At 44.5% G+C, this 22,845-nt stretch carries 10 protein-coding genes; all 10 read right to left on the bottom strand.

All coding sequences use genetic code 11. The features are described 5' to 3' along the window. Positions 1 to 70 precede the first annotated feature (70 nt). The 10 genes from rhaM to BACINT_RS19985 all read right to left on the bottom strand — a co-directional run bounded on the left by rhaM (position 71) and on the right by BACINT_RS19985 (position 22,639). On the bottom strand, positions 71 to 385 hold the full coding sequence (gene rhaM, locus BACINT_RS20030; protein ID WP_007666569.1) for an L-rhamnose mutarotase: 315 nt from the start codon (positions 383 to 385) through the stop codon (positions 71 to 73). Positions 386 to 406: 21 nt separating this feature from the next. Continuing rightward, positions 407 to 1,813: a glycoside hydrolase family 88/105 protein gene (locus tag BACINT_RS20025; protein ID WP_007666554.1), complete on the bottom strand. Its 1,407-nt coding sequence runs from the start codon at positions 1,811 to 1,813 to the stop codon at positions 407 to 409. Between the two features lie 28 nt (positions 1,814 to 1,841). Beyond that, on the bottom strand, positions 1,842 to 5,048 hold the full coding sequence (locus BACINT_RS24865; protein WP_007666553.1) for an alpha-d-galacturonidase: 3,207 nt from the start codon (positions 5,046 to 5,048) through the stop codon (positions 1,842 to 1,844). Between the two features lie 93 nt (positions 5,049 to 5,141). Next, positions 5,142 to 8,483, bottom strand: coding sequence for an exo-rhamnogalacturonan lyase family protein (locus BACINT_RS20015; protein ID WP_044155389.1), 3,342 nt, complete (start codon positions 8,481 to 8,483; stop codon positions 5,142 to 5,144). 32 nt (positions 8,484 to 8,515) lie between these two features. Next, complete coding sequence (locus tag BACINT_RS20010; protein ID WP_007666551.1) at positions 8,516 to 11,521, bottom strand: glycoside hydrolase family 2 protein; 3,006 nt, start codon at positions 11,519 to 11,521, stop codon at positions 8,516 to 8,518. Positions 11,522 to 11,621: 100 nt separating this feature from the next. After that, positions 11,622 to 13,460, bottom strand: a complete 1,839-nt coding sequence (locus tag BACINT_RS20005; protein WP_007666550.1) for a rhamnogalacturonan lyase family protein — start codon at positions 13,458 to 13,460, stop codon at positions 11,622 to 11,624. Positions 13,461 to 13,471: 11 nt separating this feature from the next. Further along, positions 13,472 to 14,800: an oligogalacturonate lyase family protein gene (locus tag BACINT_RS20000; protein ID WP_007666549.1), complete on the bottom strand. Its 1,329-nt coding sequence runs from the start codon at positions 14,798 to 14,800 to the stop codon at positions 13,472 to 13,474. Positions 14,801 to 14,975: 175 nt separating this feature from the next. After that, on the bottom strand, positions 14,976 to 17,279 hold the full coding sequence (locus BACINT_RS19995) for a RagB/SusD family nutrient uptake outer membrane protein (protein ID WP_007666548.1): 2,304 nt from the start codon (positions 17,277 to 17,279) through the stop codon (positions 14,976 to 14,978). A 27-nt stretch (positions 17,280 to 17,306) separates the two neighbouring features. After that, entirely contained in the window at positions 17,307 to 20,666 is a 3,360-nt protein-coding gene (locus BACINT_RS19990) for a SusC/RagA family TonB-linked outer membrane protein (protein WP_007666542.1), read from the bottom strand. Between the two features lie 791 nt (positions 20,667 to 21,457). Continuing rightward, positions 21,458 to 22,639: a tyrosine-type recombinase/integrase gene (locus BACINT_RS19985; RefSeq protein WP_007666541.1), complete on the bottom strand. Its 1,182-nt coding sequence runs from the start codon at positions 22,637 to 22,639 to the stop codon at positions 21,458 to 21,460. Positions 22,640 to 22,845 lie beyond the last annotated feature (206 nt).

Genomic DNA, 22,845 nt, shown 5'->3' with positions numbered 1-22,845 from the left:
TAGATTTTGGTACGTAACAAAAATAAGGAAAAAAGCGCATTAAAGACCAACTTTAATGCACTTTTAAGGTTTATTCCATGTGGAATACTTCGGGCAAGGGTATGGTTACCGGGGAATTATCCGGATTTACTTCCATGATGTCCGCCATGTAATCCCACCATTTTTGTACAATGGGATTAGCTCCCATATCCTGCGAGGATTCTTCGCCCCGAGTCTTCTGGCAGGCAAAGAGGATGTTGGTGTCGCGGTCCCAATAGATGGAGTAGTCGTATACTCCGCCATCGGATAACATCTTTTTCAGTTCGGGCCAGATGGCTGCATGTCTTTTCTCGTATTCCTTTTCGAAGCCGGGCTTCAGGAACATTTTAAATGCTTCTCTTTTCATGATATATTATTCTTTAGAGGATTAATCGGGTTTACTTACGCTGAAAATGGGTGCCTGGGTCTTCTGTTCAGTACGGTAATACTGAATGGCACTGTCGTTCATTTTAGGATGCTGTTTATTTAGCAGGTTGATCATTTCAGCTCCTGCCCAGATTACAGGACCATAGCCGTGTGCGGCATACACATTGACCGGGCGGTAATAGTAAAATGCAGGATCGAATGCCATTCCGGTGCCCACACAGGTGCCTTCTACCTGTCCTTCTGCATTGATCTGTGTAGAAACGGCATGCCAACCGAGTTGAGCTACGGGACCGTAAGCCATTGCATCGAGCCAACCTTGGTTAATGGCGTGGGAGATGCAATAAACATAGATAGCAGTTGCTGAAGTTTCCAAATAGGAATCGTTACGATCTAACAGTTGATGCCAGAATCCTTCGCCACTTTGAAGAGCAGCCAGTCCGCGGACGTGTTCACGAAAGAGGTTCATGAGCTTTTCACGCTGGGGATGGTTGGTCGGCATTACGTCCAGCACTTCAGTCATGGTGAGCAGTGCCCAACCGTTGGCACGTCCCCAGAAGAAGGCAGGATGATCTCCCATACCTTCTACCCAACCGTGACGGAAGAGTTTTTTTTCGGGTACCCACATACGCTCGGCAAATTGGAAGATTTGACGAACGGCTTCGGCCAGATATTTGGACTGTTCTTTATCTGCCATACGAGAGTACCAGGCTACGGGAGGAACGCCCATGAACATATCATCTAGCCAAAGCGTGTTGAGTTGTGGACGGATGCGGGCAAAGGTTCCGTCGGCAAGGCGGTATTCTTTGTTTAGAATGAAATCGAGATAATTATCTATTAAAGGATAGAGGTTGAGAGATTTATCTTGCAATTGTGCCTTAATCATAGCAGCACATACGGCACCGGCATCATCAAGTGCATGAGGCGTCAAGATTTGTTTCATTTGTGGGTCGGTAGTACCATTCTTTTCGAGCAGATTACGAAAATGCGGAGCCACTTCGGCGAGAAACTTGAAGCGATCAGTAACATATTTCATGTAAGCTGCGTCTCCGGTGGCTTCGGCGGCTGCCATCATAGCTGAATAAGTAACTCCCCACTCATAACTGGCCAAGCGGAAGGCGCCGCGTTCCAATTGGGCATCGGCAGGCAGGTTACTATAATCAGTGATAACTTTTCCGGTTTTCTCACTGACCACACGGGTATGAGTAGTCTTTTCCAGATAACGGAGAATGCGGTCGATGTCAGTTTTTACTTCAGTAGTAGAAAGAGCTTTATAAGGCACTTTATACTCCGGTTGCAACAGGTGCAGCGGGGTGTTGGAGTCATTGATAGTTTCTTTCTTTTTCTGGGCATAAGTGCCGATACTGAGTAACAGCAAGGTGCCTGTCAGGTAGAATGTCTTTATATTCATACTTTCTTTTAAATACTACATTATATAATTACTTTTTAAATTCATATCCTCTGAAAATTCCTTTCAGATCAGGTCCGAAATAGAAACCGGGTTGTGTCGGTTGGTTGTATGCTACGTTTTGTGTAGCAATACTGATCCTGTAAACCGGATCTTCCAGGAAAGTATGGAAACGGTAATCAGTTGCTATGGGTGATACATAGAGACGTAGTGCCGTATTGTCTTCTGTGCGTAGCAGTACTTCTTCGCGCCAGTCACCCAGAATATCGCCTTGCAGGCAGGGAGTTGCTTTGGTGCCGTTGTTTGATACAACACCTTCGAATGTGACGAGCGGTTTGCAGACGCCGGCTTCCCAATCGTACTTGGATACCACATTCTTGTTCAGCAACTCACGGAGTAAATCGCCGTCCCACCACACAGCCATATTGACAGAGAATGTTTTGATATCGGGATTGACTACTTCTCCCTTGATATTGCGTAGTCCTTTCGATTCCCACGACCACATTTCCACACCGGGGGTCGTTGGGTCAATGTCGGCAGCCATACAACGGCCTACGTCTATTCCGCTTTTCACCTGAAACAATACTTTTCCTGTTGCTGCATCGCGGAAGCTGGAACCGTCGCGCTTATTTTCGTGGCAATCCCACACCTGAAGTCCGGGCATGTCGGGTGAGAACTTCGTCAGATGCATGGCATCTCCGTGTCCCATTCCGGTAGAGTAAAGCCCTTTCCCATTATTATCGATGGCGCAGGAGCCATATATAATTTCGTCACATCCATCCCCATCTACATCTGCTACACGGAGGTTATGGTTGCCTTGTCCTGCATAAGCTTTGTATTCCGGGGTATTACTGTCGAATATCCAACGTTGTTTCAGTTCTTTTCCATTCCAGTCGAAAGCTGCAAGTACAGTGCGGGTGTAATATCCGCGGCACATCACTACACTGGGATGGATGCCATCCAGATAGGCAACAGCTGCCAGGAAACGGTCGCTTCGGTTGGCGCGGTTATCTCCCCAATCTGCTAGATTTCCGCGTGCAGGAACATAATCGATAGTCTGCATAGCGGCACCTGTGCGTCCATTGAAGACGGTGAGGTATTCATTACCCTTCAGGATGCGACCTTGATTGGCAGGGGTACCCGGTTCGCGATAGTCGGCTGCGGCATCCCCGATCACTTTGCCTTGTCCGTCGATAGTCCCGTCAGAAGTCTTCATGATGATCTCCGCACAGCCGTCGCTATCGAAATCATATACCATGAATTGAGTGTAGTGCGCACCTGCACGGACATTGTGTCCCATATCAATACGCCAGAGCCGTTCACCTGTCAATCGGTAGCAATCGAAAAGGACATTTCCAGTATAGCCATCATGGGCATTATCATGTGCGTTCGATGGATCCCATTTCAGAATAATCTCATATTCTCCATCCCCATCGACATCACCAATAGAAGCGTCATTGGGTATATAGGTGAATGCTTGTCCCGAAGGGGTGACCCCATCCGCCGGACGGTCCAGCGGAATATGGATGTATCCTATAGGCGCCTTCGTCGGCAGTGTATAGTTGCCCTCGATATGCCCTGTTTCCACGCCGTTTACAACGGGTTTTACGGTGTACGTAGCTGCTTTCTTTCCTTTATAGGCATCCCGGTAGAAGGTTCCCGTAGTAGCAGGTACTTCGGCTATCTTCTTTCCGTCCCGATAGAGGTTGAATGCTGTGTTCTCGGGGTCGGATGAGAGGTATCTCCAGGAAACAGCTACTTCTGCCGGGTTCTCACGGATGGCTACTACACCACGACCTAACTTTTCCTTTTGTAGCTTTGAATAATCATAAGCTGGAGCGTTCGCCGCGTTGCGGAAGCGGCCGTACGTCACGTTCTCTTCCGTTACATTCTCTACGTTATGTACGTTCTTGATGAATTTCGTAACTTCATCAGCATGCACGTTCTTTATAACGACGTTCTTTGCAGGCAGTTTGGCATCACCTTTCAAATCGTAGATGGCCTCGGTGCGTTCGCAGGTCACGTTAGTCATGTATAGACCATCGATACGGGTGATACGCTCCTCGTAAGTAGGCACCAGATCGCGCCATTGGTAGAGTACATCCGTATCAATTTCGAGTACACGCTGCATCTTGCCTGCTTTCACATTCTCCATGTGGATGTTTTCGATGAAACCTCCCCGGCGGTGATTCGTTTTGGCAAAGAAGAGGCGGAACACGGAGTCTGGTGCTGCGCAATCGTGCATATATACGTTGCGTATGCCGCCCGACATTTCGCTGCCGATGCCCAGTAATGTATGTCCTTTTATAATGTCACAGTTACGGATTACAATATTCTCACATGGGGTATCCAGCCGCCAGGCATCCTGGTTGCGTCCGGCTTTAATAACAACTGCGTCATCTCCCTGATCAAACTTACAATCTTCTATCAGGAAGTTCCGGCTCATTTCCAGATCGACACCATCGTTATTGTGTCCGTGGGCATATACGTCCAGATTGCGAACAATACCGCCATCGCACATATACAAGTGTATGGTCCAAAAGGGGCTTTCACGAATCTTGAACTGATCGAGCAAGACATTCTTACATCTGTTGAAGTGTATCAGGTGCGGGCGAAGATTATTTTCTCCTTTCGCCATCTGTCTTTTCTCTACCGGAACATCCGTTGAGGCCATTGTGTAGAGTTCTGCAAGCGCATCCATGTGTGGTTTGGGGCGTTTAAACCATTTACGCCATGTGTCCATGATGGGTTGCAGTGTTCCGGTTCCGGTGATGGCTACATTTTCACAGTCGAAAGCATACACCAAAGGAGAGTAATTGTAACATTCCATACCTTCCCATGACGTCATCACGGCAGGCAGATAGTCTTCCGGATTGTCTGTGAAGCGCAGTATGGCACCGTCGGATAAATACAGGTTCACATTGCTCATCAGGTGTACGGGACCTGTAAGCCACTCGCCAGCGGGAATCACTACACGGCCGCCACCGGCTTTGTTGCATGCCTTGATGGCCTTAGCGATGGCTTTTGTATTTATAGTCTTCCCTCCTTTTACTGCTCCATAATTTGCGATGGAAAAATCACGATTGGGGAAAATAAATTCCTTTATCGGCTCCATGGCGAAAGGTGCATTGACAGTGACAGTCTTATATTTGGGAGCAGGTATAGCGCCTGATAATCCCAGCGCAATCGCTGCAATGGCAGCTATGCCGACCAAGGATTTAAAACAAGGTTTTTTCATGATATATTTTGTTTTTGATTAATTGCAAAAATACGGCTTAATACGAAATACTTCCATAGAATAATATGCAATATACATGGAAAATCGTGCAAATTACTCGTCCATGGGAATCACTTCCTGCATGTAAATGGCATCCAGACTCCACAGGGCGGCATCGTTTGTGCTGATACTGGTACATTCATCCAGCGGGGCAGGCACCTCGGGCGGAAGTAGAGTTGTGATGCGGAAAGGCGGTGCCGGCGTGTGCTCCAGTCTTGTGAACAAATCCGCCCAAGCCTCCTTTGCCATTTCCGGGTTGCGTGTATGATAAGCAGCGTAGCCCATCAAACGTGAAATGCGAAAACGGCTACGGTTTAGCTCCCATGCCTTCTGTTTATAACGTATCGTATAATCTAACCAGGCATCTTTCCATTCGGGTAGTTCAATCATCCGGAGCATTTCGTTCATCACCTCGAAGCCGCCCATGATACTCATTAAATGATTGGTACTTTCCAGTTTGGGATCGCACTCACTGCTGATGACACCGGTTGCAGGGTCAAAGCCAAGCGCTTTAGGGCCTGTGAAAATCCGGTTGGGCAGGGCGACGATACTCTTCATGCCGGTAATGATTTTATCGCGGTAAGCCACATTGCGAGTGCGTTCCCATTCCGTCATCCAGTTTCCGGCGTATGCCAGCCAGTCGGGACCAATGCGCAGGCGGGCAGGGGCGGTGCAAGGATATTTGCTACGTGGTTGTGCCAGACGCATTGGGTCGAGAGTATAGAGCTTCTGTTCGGCGTCTTTCACCTCGGTCATGAGATCTCCACAGCGTTCGTCCGTAGTGAGATAATAGTAGAAGCGATTCCAGGCAGCCTGACTGATGCGTGCTTCCTTGGCGCCACATCCCCAATGGCTGACGTTGTGACGACTACCCAATCCGGCATTCTCCCCTATGTGGTAGACATCTACCTCGGCTGTATGGCGGGTCATAGCCTCTGCCATACGCCAAATGTCTGCACGTCCTGTGCGCAGAAAATTATACCAAAGCCACATATTGGAGGCCAGTTCTGTATTGTCCCAAGCAAAGCCTCCGATATCGTATCGCCAGGTGTGGCGAACAGGGTCATACGCATGCATGACGTCGCCGTAGTTCCAGAAACCATACCATTTGTTCTGTTCGATGGCCTTTTTGTAGAAGTCGATATAGGCATCCAGACGATCTTCCACCCGGCTGCGGAATGGAGTACTGCGATCCGGAAGGCTCCAGACGCCAAAGGCTTGCTGCGCGTGCAGGTATTCGGGGGTAGGCATCAGTACACCCGGTTCCGAAAGTTGCTTGGCACGGTCGGCAAAAGCCTTTTTCCCGGCATATCCTCCCTGCGGGATCAGGGTGAGCGTAGTAGTGCGGGCAATTCCATAGGGTGTGCTCAAGCCTTCCTGAACATCCTCGTAACTGGCATTTAAATCGTGCGTTACATTATCGTAGTGGCGCAGATCCATGGGTTCGGCATCGGGACTCCATAGCCAGGCGGTAAGGGTAGCTGCGGGAGTCTTCGTCTCGGAGATTTCTATGGCCGAGGGATAAGACTGCCAGAAGTCGTGCAGGCAAAGCCCCAGTCCACCACTGACGTCGCCGGCAAAAGCATATCCTTCACTGCGCGTGCCGGAGAAAGTGCCTATCCAGGGATTCGTGTCATTGGCCCGTTTACGGATGGAGAAAGCATCCGCAGTGAGCTGAGACAAGCGATAGGTGTTCCATGATGCCCAGTTGTCCAGCAGTGAGCGATTTTTTTCATCAAAAGTTTCATAAGGCGGGATGCGTTTCCCTTCCATCTGTTGTTGCTGCAGGGAGACTTTCTTATCCTTGCTGGCATTTTTATCTGTCACATCCCGGCCGGAGTTCCTGTTCGCCGCATTGCCTAATGTCAGCACACGACGCCCTACTAATGGCTGCACAGGTTCGCTCCACACTCCACCGTCAGCACAGGAGAAGGCTATGTGGCGGTTGTAAAGTGCTTCACGCATAGGCACGTCGAAGCGGATGCCCAAAGCACGAATGAAATCCTGGTTCTGGTCTCCATCGAACAGGAAGCTGTGCACCATCTTCATCTGTTCACTTCCACCATAGAAATAGAGACGTACCACAAAGGGCAGCCATTCGCGTCCGTCTTTATTCTTATGTACGCCCTCCAGTTTTATCAGCGTGCGTATAGCACCGCAACGCTCTACCGTCGCTGATTTCACTTCGCTCACATAGTTACTGAAAGATACCTGCGAAGTGCTTTCAAGAACGGGCGTGCTTTGTGTGCTACATATCAGGCGTGCTTTTTCGCCCACCTTCACCCCCTTATATAGCAGACTGTCTATCAGGAATTCACCTTGACGGGGAATGTAAACCGAAATCACTCCTGTTTCTATCAGAATGTTCCGTGGCGTCTCGGTGACGGAAACGGATGCTTGATCGTCGGGATTTGTAGTTCTTGCCTTTTTTACCGACTTCTTTTTTGCCAGTTCAAGTGTCGCCCCCTCTGTTCCGGCGGGGATAACGCCTGCTACTCCGCTCCATTTCACCGAACCGTCCGGCCAGTAGGCCAGCACCCAAGTGTCGATTGGTATGTTTTCACCATTTACGGTGGTTAACTGTAAAGTGCTTTCAGGAGAGATTTTGCCTTTCTCAAAAGGTACACCGAAGCTGACCGCTTTGTCCATTTCGGGAGTGCTGCCGATCCATTGCAAAGGCACAGCGGGGTTTTCTTGCAGTGAGCACTTGTAGCGGAAGTTGGTAATGCGGGTGCGCGATAGGGTGGTGCGGAAGCCAAACCAACCTTCAGTCAGTGGTTTGACATCCCTGAAATCCACCAGACGCTTTCCGTCTATATAATAACTAACCCTATTATTCTCGTTCGTAATTTTAATATGATACCAGTGGTTCGCTTTCAGCAAATGCTCTGCATCGGTATATTCTTTTAAGACCGCAGGGCGGGCCTGAGGGTCGGTGATGCCTGCTTCATTGCCATCATAGCGACGGAAGCGTGTAGTGGAGTTGTGGTTTCCGCCATATCCCATATAATAAAGCTGCAGGGAGTAGCAGTTCAGGAATATTCCGTTGCGCCACTTCTCGCGTTTCCATAAGTTGTCCGGATGTTTCGGGTCAGAAGCCATCCAGAAGCAATTTAAATCACTCAGGCGGTCTTTTCCCGTTTCACTGACTACGCAGGCATCGTATTCAATGGTGACTTTGCCGCTCATCTTTTCCTTTCTCCAGAGAGTCAGCCCTTTTGGGGAGACAATCTCAACTGTATCTCCCCGGAACGTTACTTTGTAATCGGGCGATTCCGACTCCACTTTCCAGAATTTGTGAAACTGGCGGGCATTTAAGCCGGAAATCTGGTTATTTTTCTTCTCATAGGATTGAGAAAAAGCATATATACTCCCGCAAAGCAGGAGTATATACATAACCATTTGTTGTTTTATATAACAATTCAACCTTATTGCCATAAGTTTTCTTTAAACTCTATTTCCACAATGCGTAATTCGTGCCTGGTCTTGTCTCCATCCTTAGCTTTATATAAATCCAATTCATTGGCGACGGGAGCAGCTACCTCAACTATTTGTCCGAAGGCGTCCCCTTCTTTGCTGGCCCCTTTCAAGCGAATGGTAATCTCGTTGGTCAATACAGGTTTTACTTTCAAATGAACATATCCCAGACTTTTTTCTGTTTCTCCACTCCAGATCAGTTCGTCACCTGCATAGATTTCCAGCGGATAACTGCGCAAACGCCATCCGGTCAGTTTCAGGCAAACTTCATCCACCCGTGCGGCACGTTCCAATTGGTAAGTGATCCAGGCTGTATTTGCCCTTCCGTCATTTTTCCACTCGCTCAATTCGTTATCATCGAAACTATTGATAGTGCTTTCATTATTTGCACCGGCGACAGCAGATAAGATGCCAACATCTACTTTCGTATCTTTATAAGAAGGTGTTAATGGAGTTTCTCCACGGGTTAATCTGCCTTCCAGTTCATTGCCGGGGATATAGCTGCTTAATCCATCTTTTACTTCTATGGGCGATGATGAGAAGCTGATTTCAGCAGATTTTAAACCCTCGGCTTTTGCAGTCACGCGAACTGTACCGGCAGTTGTCAGAGAGCGGATGAGTGCGCGGTTGATACCACATTCTACCGGCAAATCTTTTGAAAGAATAAAATTGTCTTTTCCCTGTGCGATACCACCACGCCATTCGGCAGGTCCTTCCACATCGAAATGTATCAGGTCATTGGCCAACGGACAACGTCTGCCATCTTTATCCATTACTTCTACCTGAAGCAATACCATATCTGCACCGTCTGCTTTCCATCCATTAGGACTCTGAATCAGGCTCAACTTTATTTGCTCCGGTTCACCGGCTGTCTGTAAGTGGGTGCGACAGCATTCTGTTCCGTTTTCATCATAGCCCACTGCTTCCAATTTACCGGCTGCAAATGCTACGTTTTCAAAAGTATATAAGAAATGGTGGTCTCTATTACCATATCCTAAGGATGTTCCATTCAGGAATAATTCCACTTTCTCTGCACTGGAAACTACATAGACCGGTTTCACTATACCTTCTTTATAATTCCAATGGCCAATGATATGGATACGTGGATTTTCTATATCTACCCAACCGTCCCACATCACCTGATGCGCAAAGAAAGGATCTTTGGGAATGCGCATGGCATCAGTTACCCCGCTACGACGATAATTTTCTACCCCGCGGAAATGAGTATTGGTATCAGAGAAGATGATCTTTACTCCACCTGAACTAACACGATCCCCGGTTCCCGGGCGTTCACGCCAATAGTCGAACCAGCGAATTATATTTTCTATCGTAAATGAATCCTGATTATGATTGTAAGCGCGTGCGTCTACTTTCTTCTGGATTTTATTGGTTGCAGCGGATCTGAAAGAATTGTTCCCTTCTCCATTCTTATGATAGGGGTAAGAGTATTCGTCCCAATACTTGCGTAATCCTTCATCGCGACAATATTCCATGGCCCACATCGGGTGATGTTTACTCTTATTGATATAAAGCATTTCTCCACCATATTCGGCTTCGCGGATATCAAGCATTTCACGTGAACCGATGGCACGGCCGCCATGAGGGTCATATTTATCGCGTATCGCTTTCATCTCTATCATGTGTTCCCGACTGATAGACTCATTTCCACATTCGTAAAACAGGATACTCGGATTATTACGGTTGTAAATGATAGCATCACGCATCAGTTCAGTCCGTTGTCCCCATTGGCGTCCTTCACGGTCTTTTTCTGCATCACCGGCTTGCATTGCCTGGATCAGCCCCACGCGGTCACACGATTCAATATCCTGTTTCCATGGAGTGATATGCATCCAGCGAACCAAGTTGGCATTATCTTCCACCATCAATCCATTGCTATAGTCACTCAGCCATGCCGGAACGCTCATTCCTACTCCCGGCCATTCATTGCTGGTACGTTGGGCAAATCCCTTCATCTGGATTACGCGATCATTCAGCCATATCATACCTTTCCCAAAGCGAGTTTTGCGGAAACCTGTCCGGGTAGCTACTTCATCTATCTTTTTACCGTCTGCCCATAAACTTGTTTTTACGGTATACAGGTAGCCATATCCCCAACTCCAGAAATGTAAACCGTCCACTTCTGCAGCTGCTTTTAAGGTTACTGTTTCTCCGGGTTTCACTAAAGTCTGAGTACCGTCGAATACTTTGATTGTTTTACTGTCACGGTCTATCAACTCAACTTTATAGGCCACTTGCTTGGCACGTTTGTACTCGTTCTTTATCTCGGATTCCGCATGGATTACCGCTTTGCGGGATTTTACACGAATATCTTCCGCGTAGATATAGACACCCGTGGTTTGCAGATTACTGTATAGAGGTAGAGTCTGATATAATTTATCTGTAACATGTAGCCATACATTCTTAGGAATACCACCATAATTGGCATTGAAGTTACGGTCGCTCCACTGATATTTGGTGTTGGTAGCGCGTTCCTTGTAATTCCAGTCATTATCAATGCGGAGGGCTATTACATTTTCCTCTCCATATTTTATATAAGGAGTCAGGTCGAAACCAACAGCCATCGCACCATTCTCGTGCAGGCCCAGATATTGACCGTTAATGTAGAAATCAGCTCCCTGGCGGACACCTTCGAATTCTATAAATACCTTTTTATCTTTACTGCCAGCGGGTAAACGGAAGTGTTTACGATACCACATCACTGTATCCGTTAACTGGTCGATGCTTAAGCGAAAAGCTTCATCTTCATTAAAAGCGCGGGGTAAAGTGACTTTTTTCCAATCCGTATCCTGAAAACGTACTTGTTGGGCTTCAGGGGTATCACCAACGGAAAGTAACCAGTCGGAATTGAAATTATATTTATTGCGAGCATCTGATGCTCCTACATACTGGCTTATGGATATAAAAGCCAAAAGGAATAAAAGGATTCTACGTTTCATGGTTTATTAATTTATTTTGGGGAGCAAAACTAGCGTAAAGTTCCCCTCATTCTATAGACAAAAATTCATTTGCATAGATTATCATTCAAAATCATCTTATTTACTCTCCTAAATAGTAGGAAGGTACAGGTGCCTGTGGATAACCCATAGAACGATGTGCCACATAATTCCGGTATATCGCATCCTGCATTAAAGTTACACGACGGTCTTTGGCAGGGATATTCGTTGTGTAAATACGAATTTCGCCCGGTAAGGCTGTGATGATCTCTTCACGCCAATCACCATATAAATCGGCAATCATCAGGATATCCCCTCCAATACCTTCTGTCAGAGATTCCCCTTTCCATTTTATGATGCTTAAAGATTTTCCGTTAGAAGAAGAGTTTGCTCCCCATCGGTTATCGTCTCCTTTAAATGTTTCACGCAATAAATCTCCGTCCCACCATGCCCAGTTTCGGCAGGAAGGTACATCTTCGTTTTTGCCTAAATATTGACCATCTGCAGAAAGCAGGTATTTGTCCGTACTTCCTCCTTTACGGTCTTCGCTTGCGAAACATTCCAGTCCTTTATGGGTAGGATCGAAGTCGGCAACCATGCCGTCACCCACATGGAACGTTTTGTGACCGATGTTCCAAACGGGTTGTCCGGTTTTTGCGTCTACCACACAAACACCGCGGCCGTTGTCATGCCAAGGTTCCAAACATAGAAATACTTCCATTCCCGGACGATTCGGGTCAATATCTGTCAGATAAATCTTGTCCGGGTGTCCTAATCCGGTAGACCACAATAGTGTACCATTGTTATCAAGCATGCATGAGCCTAAGAGTATTTCATCTTTTCCATCCTGATCCACATCTCCGCATATCATGTTGTGTGATCCCATACTTCTTACTACAGGGTTCTCTTCATCGCTATCCCATCTCCAGGCGCGTTCCAGTTTATTGCTGTTTAATTGCCAGGCATCTACCACCATCAATTTATAGGTTCCGCGACAAGCTAATATATAAGGTGTCTTCCCATCCAGATATGCCATACCTATTTGATTACGATTCTGGCGGACAAGATTTCCATATCTGTCATTGCGCTCCGGCCAATCCACGCGGGCTATTTCTTCTCCAGTCATACCATTCAATACGCTCAAGTATTCTTCACCTGAATCTACACGTCCTTTTTCATTGCGTTTTGAATTTTCAGGAGCAGTCTTTAATGCTATTTCAGCTTTGCCGTCTCCATTGAAGTCGTAAGCGATAAAAGGAGAATACCATACGCCCGGTTCTATACCTTGTCCCAGGTCTTTAGACCACAAAAAAGTACCGTCATTCAGATAAGCCTCAATTTGATAAGTTTCTCCACCCAAAGTGCCCGGCATTCCCGGGTCTACATTTTTATCCGGCGTGCGGATGATGTAATCATAAATCCCGTCTCCATTTAAATCGGCAACAGCTATCTTGCCGGCTTTTATATTTCTATTAAGTTTGATTGATTGATAATTCTTCAATGATGGGAGTTCCACTTCTATTTTAGTAGATGTGTCGATCACTTTTTTCTTTTTATCCAATGCGCAGATCCAATAAGATGCTTTTCCATTTGCAGGAGATTGATCTATGAAATCACAAGTCGATTTTACCGGAGATTTGGTTAAACGTTCCGTCTTGCCATTTGCAGTACGATATAAATGGAAGGACACATCTGCATCATCTTGTTCCAACAATCTCCAGCTAAGATATATGCCTTTTCCATCCATGGCAGGGGTTGCCGCCAGTCCTCTGTTCAAGTGCTCTTTTATTCGTTCGGTTGCAAAACCATTTACTTCAGGCTTCGGCTCATGTCGTGGTTCCAGAATCTCATAGTAGTAAGTACGTTCACGTAAATCTTGGGCTCGTAAACTACCGGCTGTACCGATTAACAAAGTACAGAGGAGTAAATATCTGTTTTTCATTGCTTTCTTTTTTAGTTATTGAATGAAGTTATATCAACCATCATCAGATTCAAACGCTTGCCGTTTGTGAAGTGCCCGGATTGAAAAAGTACTTTTGTGCCGTCGGGACTGAAACTTGGGTGTGCATGATCCGGTTTCATTTTGGTATCCGAAACTAACCAATGGCGTTGACCGGTCTGTACGTTGATGAGCCAGACATTTCCTCCGAAGGTGTCACCAGCTGCCCAACGATTGTCGCGACTTGCATTGCAATGCCAGAATCCCCGTCCGGTAAGTTGTCCTTCTATGGCTTTGCGGTCTTTATCCAATTCTACCTGACCCACTAATTCCACGTCATCGGTGCGAAGATTGATACGGGCAATACCACTTACTTGTTTACGAAGACGAGGCTGAAAACCTAGGATGTTGAAATAAACATAGTCTTTGGTTACAAAAGTTTCGTGAGTGACCCAGTCTAATGGAGTTTCTTTATAAAGAGGCTTGAAGACCGAACCGTCTGCTGTGCAGAACCACATGCGCTGATATGCATCGCCACCGGTTTCATTACAGAAAACGATTTCTCCCGGTGTGAAACGGCTGGCCTGTATGTGTCCTGTTTTAAATTCGGTATCGATAACTTTGGTTACTTCGCCGGTAGCAAGGTTCATTTTTCGAATGCCACAAAGAGATGGTTTTATTTTTACCGGCTGATTACTTTCCGGTAAGAATGCATTTTTCGCCATGCGTTCTTTTTCTTCTTCTGTACCTTCACGTTCTACGGTGATATAAGCATAGTCATCGTTGCAATCTATGGCATATCCTCCGGGACGTCCCATGCTTGTGGGAAAAGTACCTAAAAGAGTTTCATAGGCGGTAGGTTTTCCTACCTTTCCTTTTTTTACATCTGCAAAGAACTTATCCAGATCCATTACATACATATTCCAGTCTTCTTTTTCTTTTCGGCTGATGAACATACGATTGCTCTTATTGGCCAGGAATGCACTACCCAGATCAGGACCTTCTGTAGCCTGAATGATTTGGCCTGTTGCCATTTCTATAAAATAAATCTGTGTGGGAGTCCAACTGCGTTTCTCTCCATTTGGGAGGGTACGCTCTATCTTTTTATCGTTTGCGCGACTGGATGACCGGAATAATAGATATTTTCCGTCATGTGTCCACATCGGGTCTGTCTGATAGAGGAAACGGTCATTCTTTAAAGTGTCGGTAAGTATGGTAATGGTGTTTCCGGTTTCACGGTCTGTATAAGTTTGCATTTCGGATGCAGTGCAATTACCAAACTGGGCAAACAGTGCTTTACTGAAGCCGGCTAATACAATAATGGTTAAACAGAACTTTCTCATAGTATGTCATTTTTTTATTTGATGTTACAAAATTAGACGTCGTCCACCTTGATAAAAATAGAATTTCATCCATTTATATGGTGAATTGTACGTTTTATATTTATTTTAGGTATATCCGTATATAAGAAAGGGGGGAAACCGTACATAAGTCTCCCCCCCCTACAGATCTTATTAATCAATATCCGTAATTCTGGTAAGCTTTTTTAGCTGAGTCGTCCAGAGGATTACCATTCTCATCCGTCAATAAGTCTAGCATAGACTGGGCAAATGGTTTTAGGGTATAATGGGGTTCGAACATTCCCATGCCATCACCTGTCTGTCCGATACCGTTAATTAAGTTGTCTGAAGAATCCCATAATCCTTGTTTTGAAGATGCTAATTGATCATGGTATATGATGCGGTCTGCCTGCCAGCCCGAGTGATGTAAGTTCTCGTAATATACCATTTCCTGATTCAGTTCGCGTGCTAATTCATTCAGGATGAAGTTTACAAAACGGTCTTCCGTTGATGTGGCAGTTTCCGGATACATTTCTGCATTTGAATGAACAGAAGCACCATCCCAATAAGATTCGTCTACCAACATTGAAGCTGTCATGTCGATTGCCACTTCATATGGCCATTGCTGTTCTGTCTGAGAGAGCTTTTCATGGCCCGGTTGTATAAGAGCAATCACTTCTGCACGCTTTTCACCTGATTTATAAGCAGCACGTGCGCGTACTTTATTAATGTCAGCAATAGCTGCACTGTAATTACCTTTGCGTCCATAAGCTTCGGCACGAAGCAGATAGGTTTCTGCTAAACGGAACAAAGGTACGTCACGGCCGGATTCGTAGTGCGTATAATTATTGCGGTTTGGTTCATCATATTTTAATGTTGCCGGACATGCGGTAGAACCCATTTTGTCCAGACCGGAATAACTTTTATCATTATAAGCATAACTACTTCCTTCGGCTTTAGTAGGAACACGGTAATAATATTTATCTCCATCTTTTATCCAGCGTGCCATCAGGACAAAGGGTTGTGCCAAAGCTTCATTGATGTCAATGGCAGTCTCTTTGGTGTTTTCCACATAAGCGAAAGCTAGATCACCTTTCCCCATTTTATGTTCACCGGGCACAGCTCTTCTATTACCCCAGGATTCTCTTGTATAATTGGGAAGGATATGTTCATTGAAATAATCTGCCATTGCTTCAGTCCATATATAAGTCTTGTTATTATCACTGTTATAAGCGTGATAGTCAAGATTGGCAGCAGGGGATGAGTTTGAATCTCCTCCCTTCAATGCTGTTATATATTCTACGTGGAATGATTTTTGATAGCGGGAGTCAGCTTGTTTGTTAACGTATAGGTCAAAACCGAAGTCATTGGTATAACCTACACGTGCTGAAGATTTTGTGGGATATTCCCAACAGAAATCAGGTATTCCCCAAGAAGCATTGGCATAGTCACCTCCGAAGAAATAAGGCAGGCGGTTACCATAACGGCCATTGTCGGCTCCACCCATCGGACCATATACGCAAGATAGAATCAATTCCCGGCTATTTTCATTTGAATAATCTCCCAATGGATGGTTGAACAATTTTCCAAAGTCAGGTTCCAAATCATAATAACCATGATCTATAACCTTTGATGTATAATATATACAGGAATCTAGGTCGGCAGCACTTTCTCCTTTATATAGCATACCCAAATAAGATTTCTGTTTATTGGTATCTACATGACCGTCGGCTTTTACACCATATTCCGAACTACCATATTTAGCACCTTGTGCACGTTGCAAATAGAGTTTTGCCAAAAAATGTGCGGCTGCCCCTTTCGTTGCTCGACCGAAGTCTGTAGTCAGATTCTGTTCATTGACATCCGGCAGATGATCATAAGCATAACGCAAATCTGTAATTAGCATCCGGTATATATTGGGAACGCTTTCACGGGCATAGTTGTAATTGGAGGGAAGCTCTTCTGTATATCCTTGCGGAACGAATATTTCACCGTACATGGTGCTCATAATGTAAAGTGAGTAGGCACGGTTGAATAAAGCTTCTGACAGAGCCTTGGCTGCATAATTTGCATCGCTGGCAAACTTGCCGAGCGCTTTGCCTTCACGGATAGATATTATAGCCCGGTTACAGTTGTTGATGATGGGGTAGAAGCCTAATAGTGATTTGGCATTCTCACCGCACAAGCCATTGGTAAAACCTGCCAACTTTCCAGTTGCATTCCATTCACTCGCGGAATACATACCCCGTGATGCTGTTTTCTGAGAGAAGTTATCTACTCCTGCCATCAAGCTTGCAGGACCTTGTTCGTATTGTTTTGTTACCCGCAAGGCGTCGTATGTACCTACGATCAGTTGTTCCAGACCTTGTTCGGTCTCAAAATAATCTTGCGTAATGGTAGATACCATTTTTTCTTCCAGAAAGCTGTCTGTACAAGATATGCTTCCCAATGCAATTATCGATAGTAATATATATTTCTTCATATTGTATTTATCTTAATATTCTGTTATTTAAAAGCCAAGTCTCAGACCTATCACATAACTGCGGTTCAACACTGTATTATTGGTCTGGCCTCCAATATAATTAGTCGGATTAGTACTTTCGCTCCATCCTGTAGTATCATCCGGGTTGATTCCTGCCTTTACTAATTCACCCCCGAAAATGAAGGGGTTCAGTACTTGGGCATAAATAGAGCAACTGGACGCACCTATCTTATTTAGAATTTTTTCGGGCAGTGTATATGATAATGCAATGTTACGGATGGCAACCATATTGCCTTTAGTGTAACTCATATAAGCACTATAGTCTGTAAAAGTCTCTCCTCCTGCGCGCGGTTGCGGGAATCGGGCTCCCGTATTTTCAGGACTCCAGGTATCCTTCTCAACGCGACGTCCGTAAGTTTGCATTAATCCGTAATACGTATTGCCGAAGCGGCCATAGACAAATGCATTCAGCTGCCAGTTCTTGTAAATGAATGTAGTAGTAAAACCACCTTCCCATTTCGGGGTAAATGAACCTAAGAAATGATTGTCATCATTATCAAATTTTCCGAAACCGTTATTCATATAAGTGATTTCTTGCTTCTGTCCATTGACATCAATAGTTTTTGTTACTGCTCCTTCTGTACCTTTTGGTACTTCGATGAATGGTTGATCTACCAATTTAGCCATACCTGGGAACATCGTAATACCATTTGCTTTATAAACTGCCAGCAGTTTTTGGTCATCAGTAGTATTCTGCCACAGGCGATCGTATTTGTATGTCCAAACCTCATTGATTGGTTTTCCTATAAACCAGCTATTGGCGGTATCGTCATTTTTACCATCAGCCAATTCTACTATCTTTTCTTTGTTAGTAGAGAAGGTGAAATCGGTTTTCCAGGTAAAGTCTTTGGTTTGGACATTTACAGTAGACAATGTTAATTCAAAACCCTTATTTTGAGTCTTGCCTACATTCGATAAAATTTGGGTATATCCGGTCATGATAGGAATAGAACGGTTTAATAGTAAATCAGAAGTTTTGGCAATGTAGTATTCGGCACTACCGGTGATTCTATTATTCAGGAAGCCGAAGTCGATACCCACATTCGTGGAAGCAGTTTTCTCCCAACCAAGCATTTTGTTGGGCAATACGGAAGCCTTGGCACCGGTGGTGTTTGTGGTTACTGCACCTTGCCCGAAAGGCTTGTTTGCCCATTGTGAAACCATTGCTCCACCTGTTTGATATGGACTGACAGAAGCATTACCGGTCACACCATAACCTACACGTACTTTCAATGTATTGATCCATCCTATAGCTTGCAGGAAATTTTCCTCATTCACCTTCCATGCCAGGGCGGCTGAAGGGAAGAAATCCCATTTATTATCTACGGCTAACATTGAAGCACCATCCCAACGACCTGTCAAGGTAATCAGATAACGGTCCATCAAAGAATAATTAATGCGGCCCATATAAGAAGCGCGTTGTTGTTCGCTGAATGAGGAACCTATACCGGCCTTTGATGTGTTAGAGTCACCTACACTATACCACAATGCGGTGGGGAATTTACATTCATAAGCGCGTACCTCGATACCTTCTGTACGATAATATTCGGCAGATTGCATTAATGTCAGTCCCAAAGAGTGGATTCTATTGAATGTTTTGTTTACAAAAATCATATTTTCCAATGTCCATGCCAATTTCTGGCTTTGGTTGTTGTAAGCTACATTCGGTTCTGTTGAGGCATACCCTAGCGGATTGGTGAAATCGTTACCATAATAACTACCTTCGCGTGCATTACGGTATTGTGCACCGAAGTTTGTACGCCATCTTATACCTTCCAGCGGAGTCCAGATTTTCCCGAAGTCCAGTTCAGCAAAAGAGCTTAACATAGCTCCGTAATAGCGTGTTTCATTCTGCGCCTGGTCAATGTTCAGTAGTGCATTGTGTTGCGAAGGACCATCAGACGGGCTCAGTAAGGAACCGTTTTCATCGTATGCCGGTGCATATGGCATCAGGTTGGTGGCTAAACCATAAGAGTCTTTGGCAGTAGTGTTTGAGAAGTTACTTACAATACCATAATTTTTAATGGAATGGCTGAGATTAACGCCCATGCCAACTTTCAGGAAATCGGTAGCCTGTATTTCCCCATTCAAATTCACTGTATAGCGTTTGTAGTCCTGATCCTTCATCGGTGATTGCTGGTCCAGATATGCCAAAGACATATAAAGTTTTGATTTTTCGGTACCGGCAGACAGGGATAACTGGTGATTGTGAGTAATTGCCGTGCGGGTTACATAGTCTGTCCAGGGAGTTGTGGGTATTTTCGAGGAATCGTATACCGGAACTCTGGCAGCATATCCCAGAACCTTTTGTTCATATTCGGTGGCGTCACGTAATACAGGAGTACCATCGCTATTAAATTGGAAGGCCGAATTGAATACTGGACGCAGATAGGGGTATTTGGTTACACCGCCAAAATACGCATCACCATCAATATCGGGGTCGGGAGCATTGCCATACTTACCTGTATATGCATTTGCATTAATATTAGACTGGCGATTCCAGTCAATCAGTTCTCCTGAGTTCATCCAGTCAGTCATAGAATCAATCGTTGAAAAGGACATTGAACCATCGTAGTTAATGGTCACCTTGCCGGTTTTACCCTTTTTGGTACTGATCAGGACGACGCCGTTGGCTCCACGTGAACCATAAATAGCTGTGGCAGACGCATCCTTCAAAATTTCCATAGATTCTATATCGTTGGGATTGACATCAGCCATAGAACCTGCAGTCATCGGGATTCCATCGATTACATATAGCGGGTCGTTGCTTGCATTAATGGAACGATTACCACGGATACGTACATCACCCAGTTCCCCCGGGCGGTTGTTGGATGTAATTTGCACGCCGGCAGCTTTACCTTGCATCGCTTGTAAAGCATTCTGTACCGGGCGCTCTTTGATTGTTTTTTCCGTTACTTGAGTTAGTGCTCCGGTTACGTCGCTTTTCTTCTGTACACCATAACCTACTACCACTACTTCATCCAGAATTTCAGCATCTTCTTCTAATGTAATATGAAAAACGGATTTCCCCCCCGCAGGAATATCCTGAGTTTTGTATCCGACAAAACTCACCTGTATAATCCCATTGTCAGGTACATTGGAGATGGTAAATTTACCATCGATATCGGTAATTGTACCATTTGTAGTACCTTTTACTACTACACTGGCTCCAATTACAGTTTCACCCGTTTTGTCGGTGACAGTACCCGAAACGGTTTTGCTTTGTGCGGCGGCTCCTATAGCCAATACCGAGAACAAAGCCACGAGAAACAGCCGCTGGAGTTTACCCAGACGACTCAACAGACTTAAATTCTTGCTGTTTTTCATACTTTAATTATTAAGTTAAACAAAAGTTAACTTGATAATATCCAAATAGAATAGCTGAGGCTCTGATATAGAGGTACATCAAGAGTTTCAATACAATAATTCAGAGCAAAGTTTTACGCTTATCATTTGAGTTTCTCCCTGAGTTGGTTATTAAAATGTTGTGCTCCCAAGTTTTTCATTCAAACAATGTTTTCATCAATCTTTCCTACATCCTACACCGATGAAGATTTTTCTTTGATTTTCAGGTGTATATGTGGAGAATGAAGAGGCACTTTATCCATAACATACTCATCCTCAGTTCTTATGGATGGTTTTTGTAAGCCTCGCCAGATCGCACATAAATATCCTTTTTTGCAGTAGATTTGAGTCTGTTTAATTCGTTGGCGGAATTTGGAAGCTGTCAATATCCTGTCAGAGGTATATCAAAAAGGGGGCAAACCCTTATTTGCTCCGTACCATCTCCACATAGAGGTACTTCTAACCGAATCTGTTACGGAGTTGATACGGACCGGATACTGCCCAACTCCAGCCTTGATCTCTTTCGGACACAAAGGGAAAGTCATTCCGCCAACTGATCGCATACTTTACAGAACACCACACAATAACTCTTTTAACGCCACACGGTAACTCCATTTACATGCCGTGGTAAAACTCGTTACATACCGTGGTAAAGGCCGTTACAATAAGCGGTAAAGACCGTTACATCCTGTGGTAAATGCTTTTACATTATGAGAAAAACAATTGGTAAATGTAATGCGTTGAATATTAAAGCATTATTAAAGAACTTGCATTTATTGAATTAATCGGTCGAGAATTGCTCTGAACACTTTATCAGCATGCTCCTGCATGATTCTGATATAATTGAATATGGGACGGTTGTTTTTCATGCTATGCCCTATGCAATATTCTATTTTTTCTATTTCAATTCCTAATTCATATCCATGTTGGGCAAATGTTTTTCTGGCGGAGTAATAGGATACTTTTCTAGTAACTCCGGCTAACTTTGCCACCTTATATATATGTCTGAACACTAAACTATATACTTTCTCATAAGACGAGTATTTGCCAAAGACTAATTTTCCGCTTTCTGATATGTACTTATTGATGATATCTTGTGCTTCCGGTTGAATGGTAAAGGCTATTTCGTTCTCACTCTTCTTGCTGTTCCGGGTTTTATGACGCACATACCGCATGCAGTTCCGGTCTTTAAAATCGTATTCCATCAAGTCTCTCAAGTTAATGCCACCTAAATAATAAGTAAGCATGAATAGATCCCGTACCATTTTCAGGGTCGGTTTGCACAATTTTACATCCCTGATTCTTTTCATTTCATCTATGGTTAAGTCTAATTCCCTGACGTTACTGACTGGCATTTTGAATAGCACAAAAGGATGGACCGGATAATTTACGTAGTTCATTTTCCTGGCATAGTTCAGTATGACTCTTATTAAGGTAAGGTAAATTCTGACAGAGGTTGCGGACAACCCTTCTTCTTTCATTGTATTGGCAAAACCTTGTATATGCAGTGGCGTAAGTTGTATCAGAGGGAAATCTCCTTTCATATACTTCTGAAATTTTTCACAGGCTATCCTGTACAACTTATAGGACTTCTTTTGCTCTTCATTTCTCATAGAAGAGAGGTATTCGTCAGCTATCACACAAAAAGTAACTCCTTTTTTTTGTTGTTCACGGGTAATGGTATGTATCAACTCCGTACACGACAGTGTTTGTAAATAATGGATGGATGATAAGATTTCTTCGTATTCATAGATTATCTTGCGCAGGCAAGTGTTAATATTTGCTGCATTTTCGTGCCTGACGACTTTACCATTTTTCATTTGGTTTGCAGAATCCAATATGAATTGAGTAGAAATATATCTGGTTTGCGAACGGTGCGCTACTGCAATTCTTATTCGATGTCTTCCATTGGATAACTTTTTTGTAGGTACAATGACTATTGAAAGATTGGCCATATTCGTTTTTGGATTTATATGTTTCTCGCTACAATATTAGAGTAACAATTCCGATAATAAAATGCCCGGAATAATCAAAATGCTACGAAGACTAATCATTTTGATTTTATTCACAGTCGTTGATACTATTTTTCAGTTGAAAAGACTGAATTTTCCATGCTTTGACACAATCCTACATTCCCTTTTTTGTACTTTGCATATATATT

It is taken from the genome of Bacteroides intestinalis DSM 17393, assembly GCF_000172175.1.
Taxonomy (GTDB): domain Bacteria; phylum Bacteroidota; class Bacteroidia; order Bacteroidales; family Bacteroidaceae; genus Bacteroides; species Bacteroides intestinalis.
This window is presented reverse-complemented; position numbering and strand designations above follow the sequence as displayed.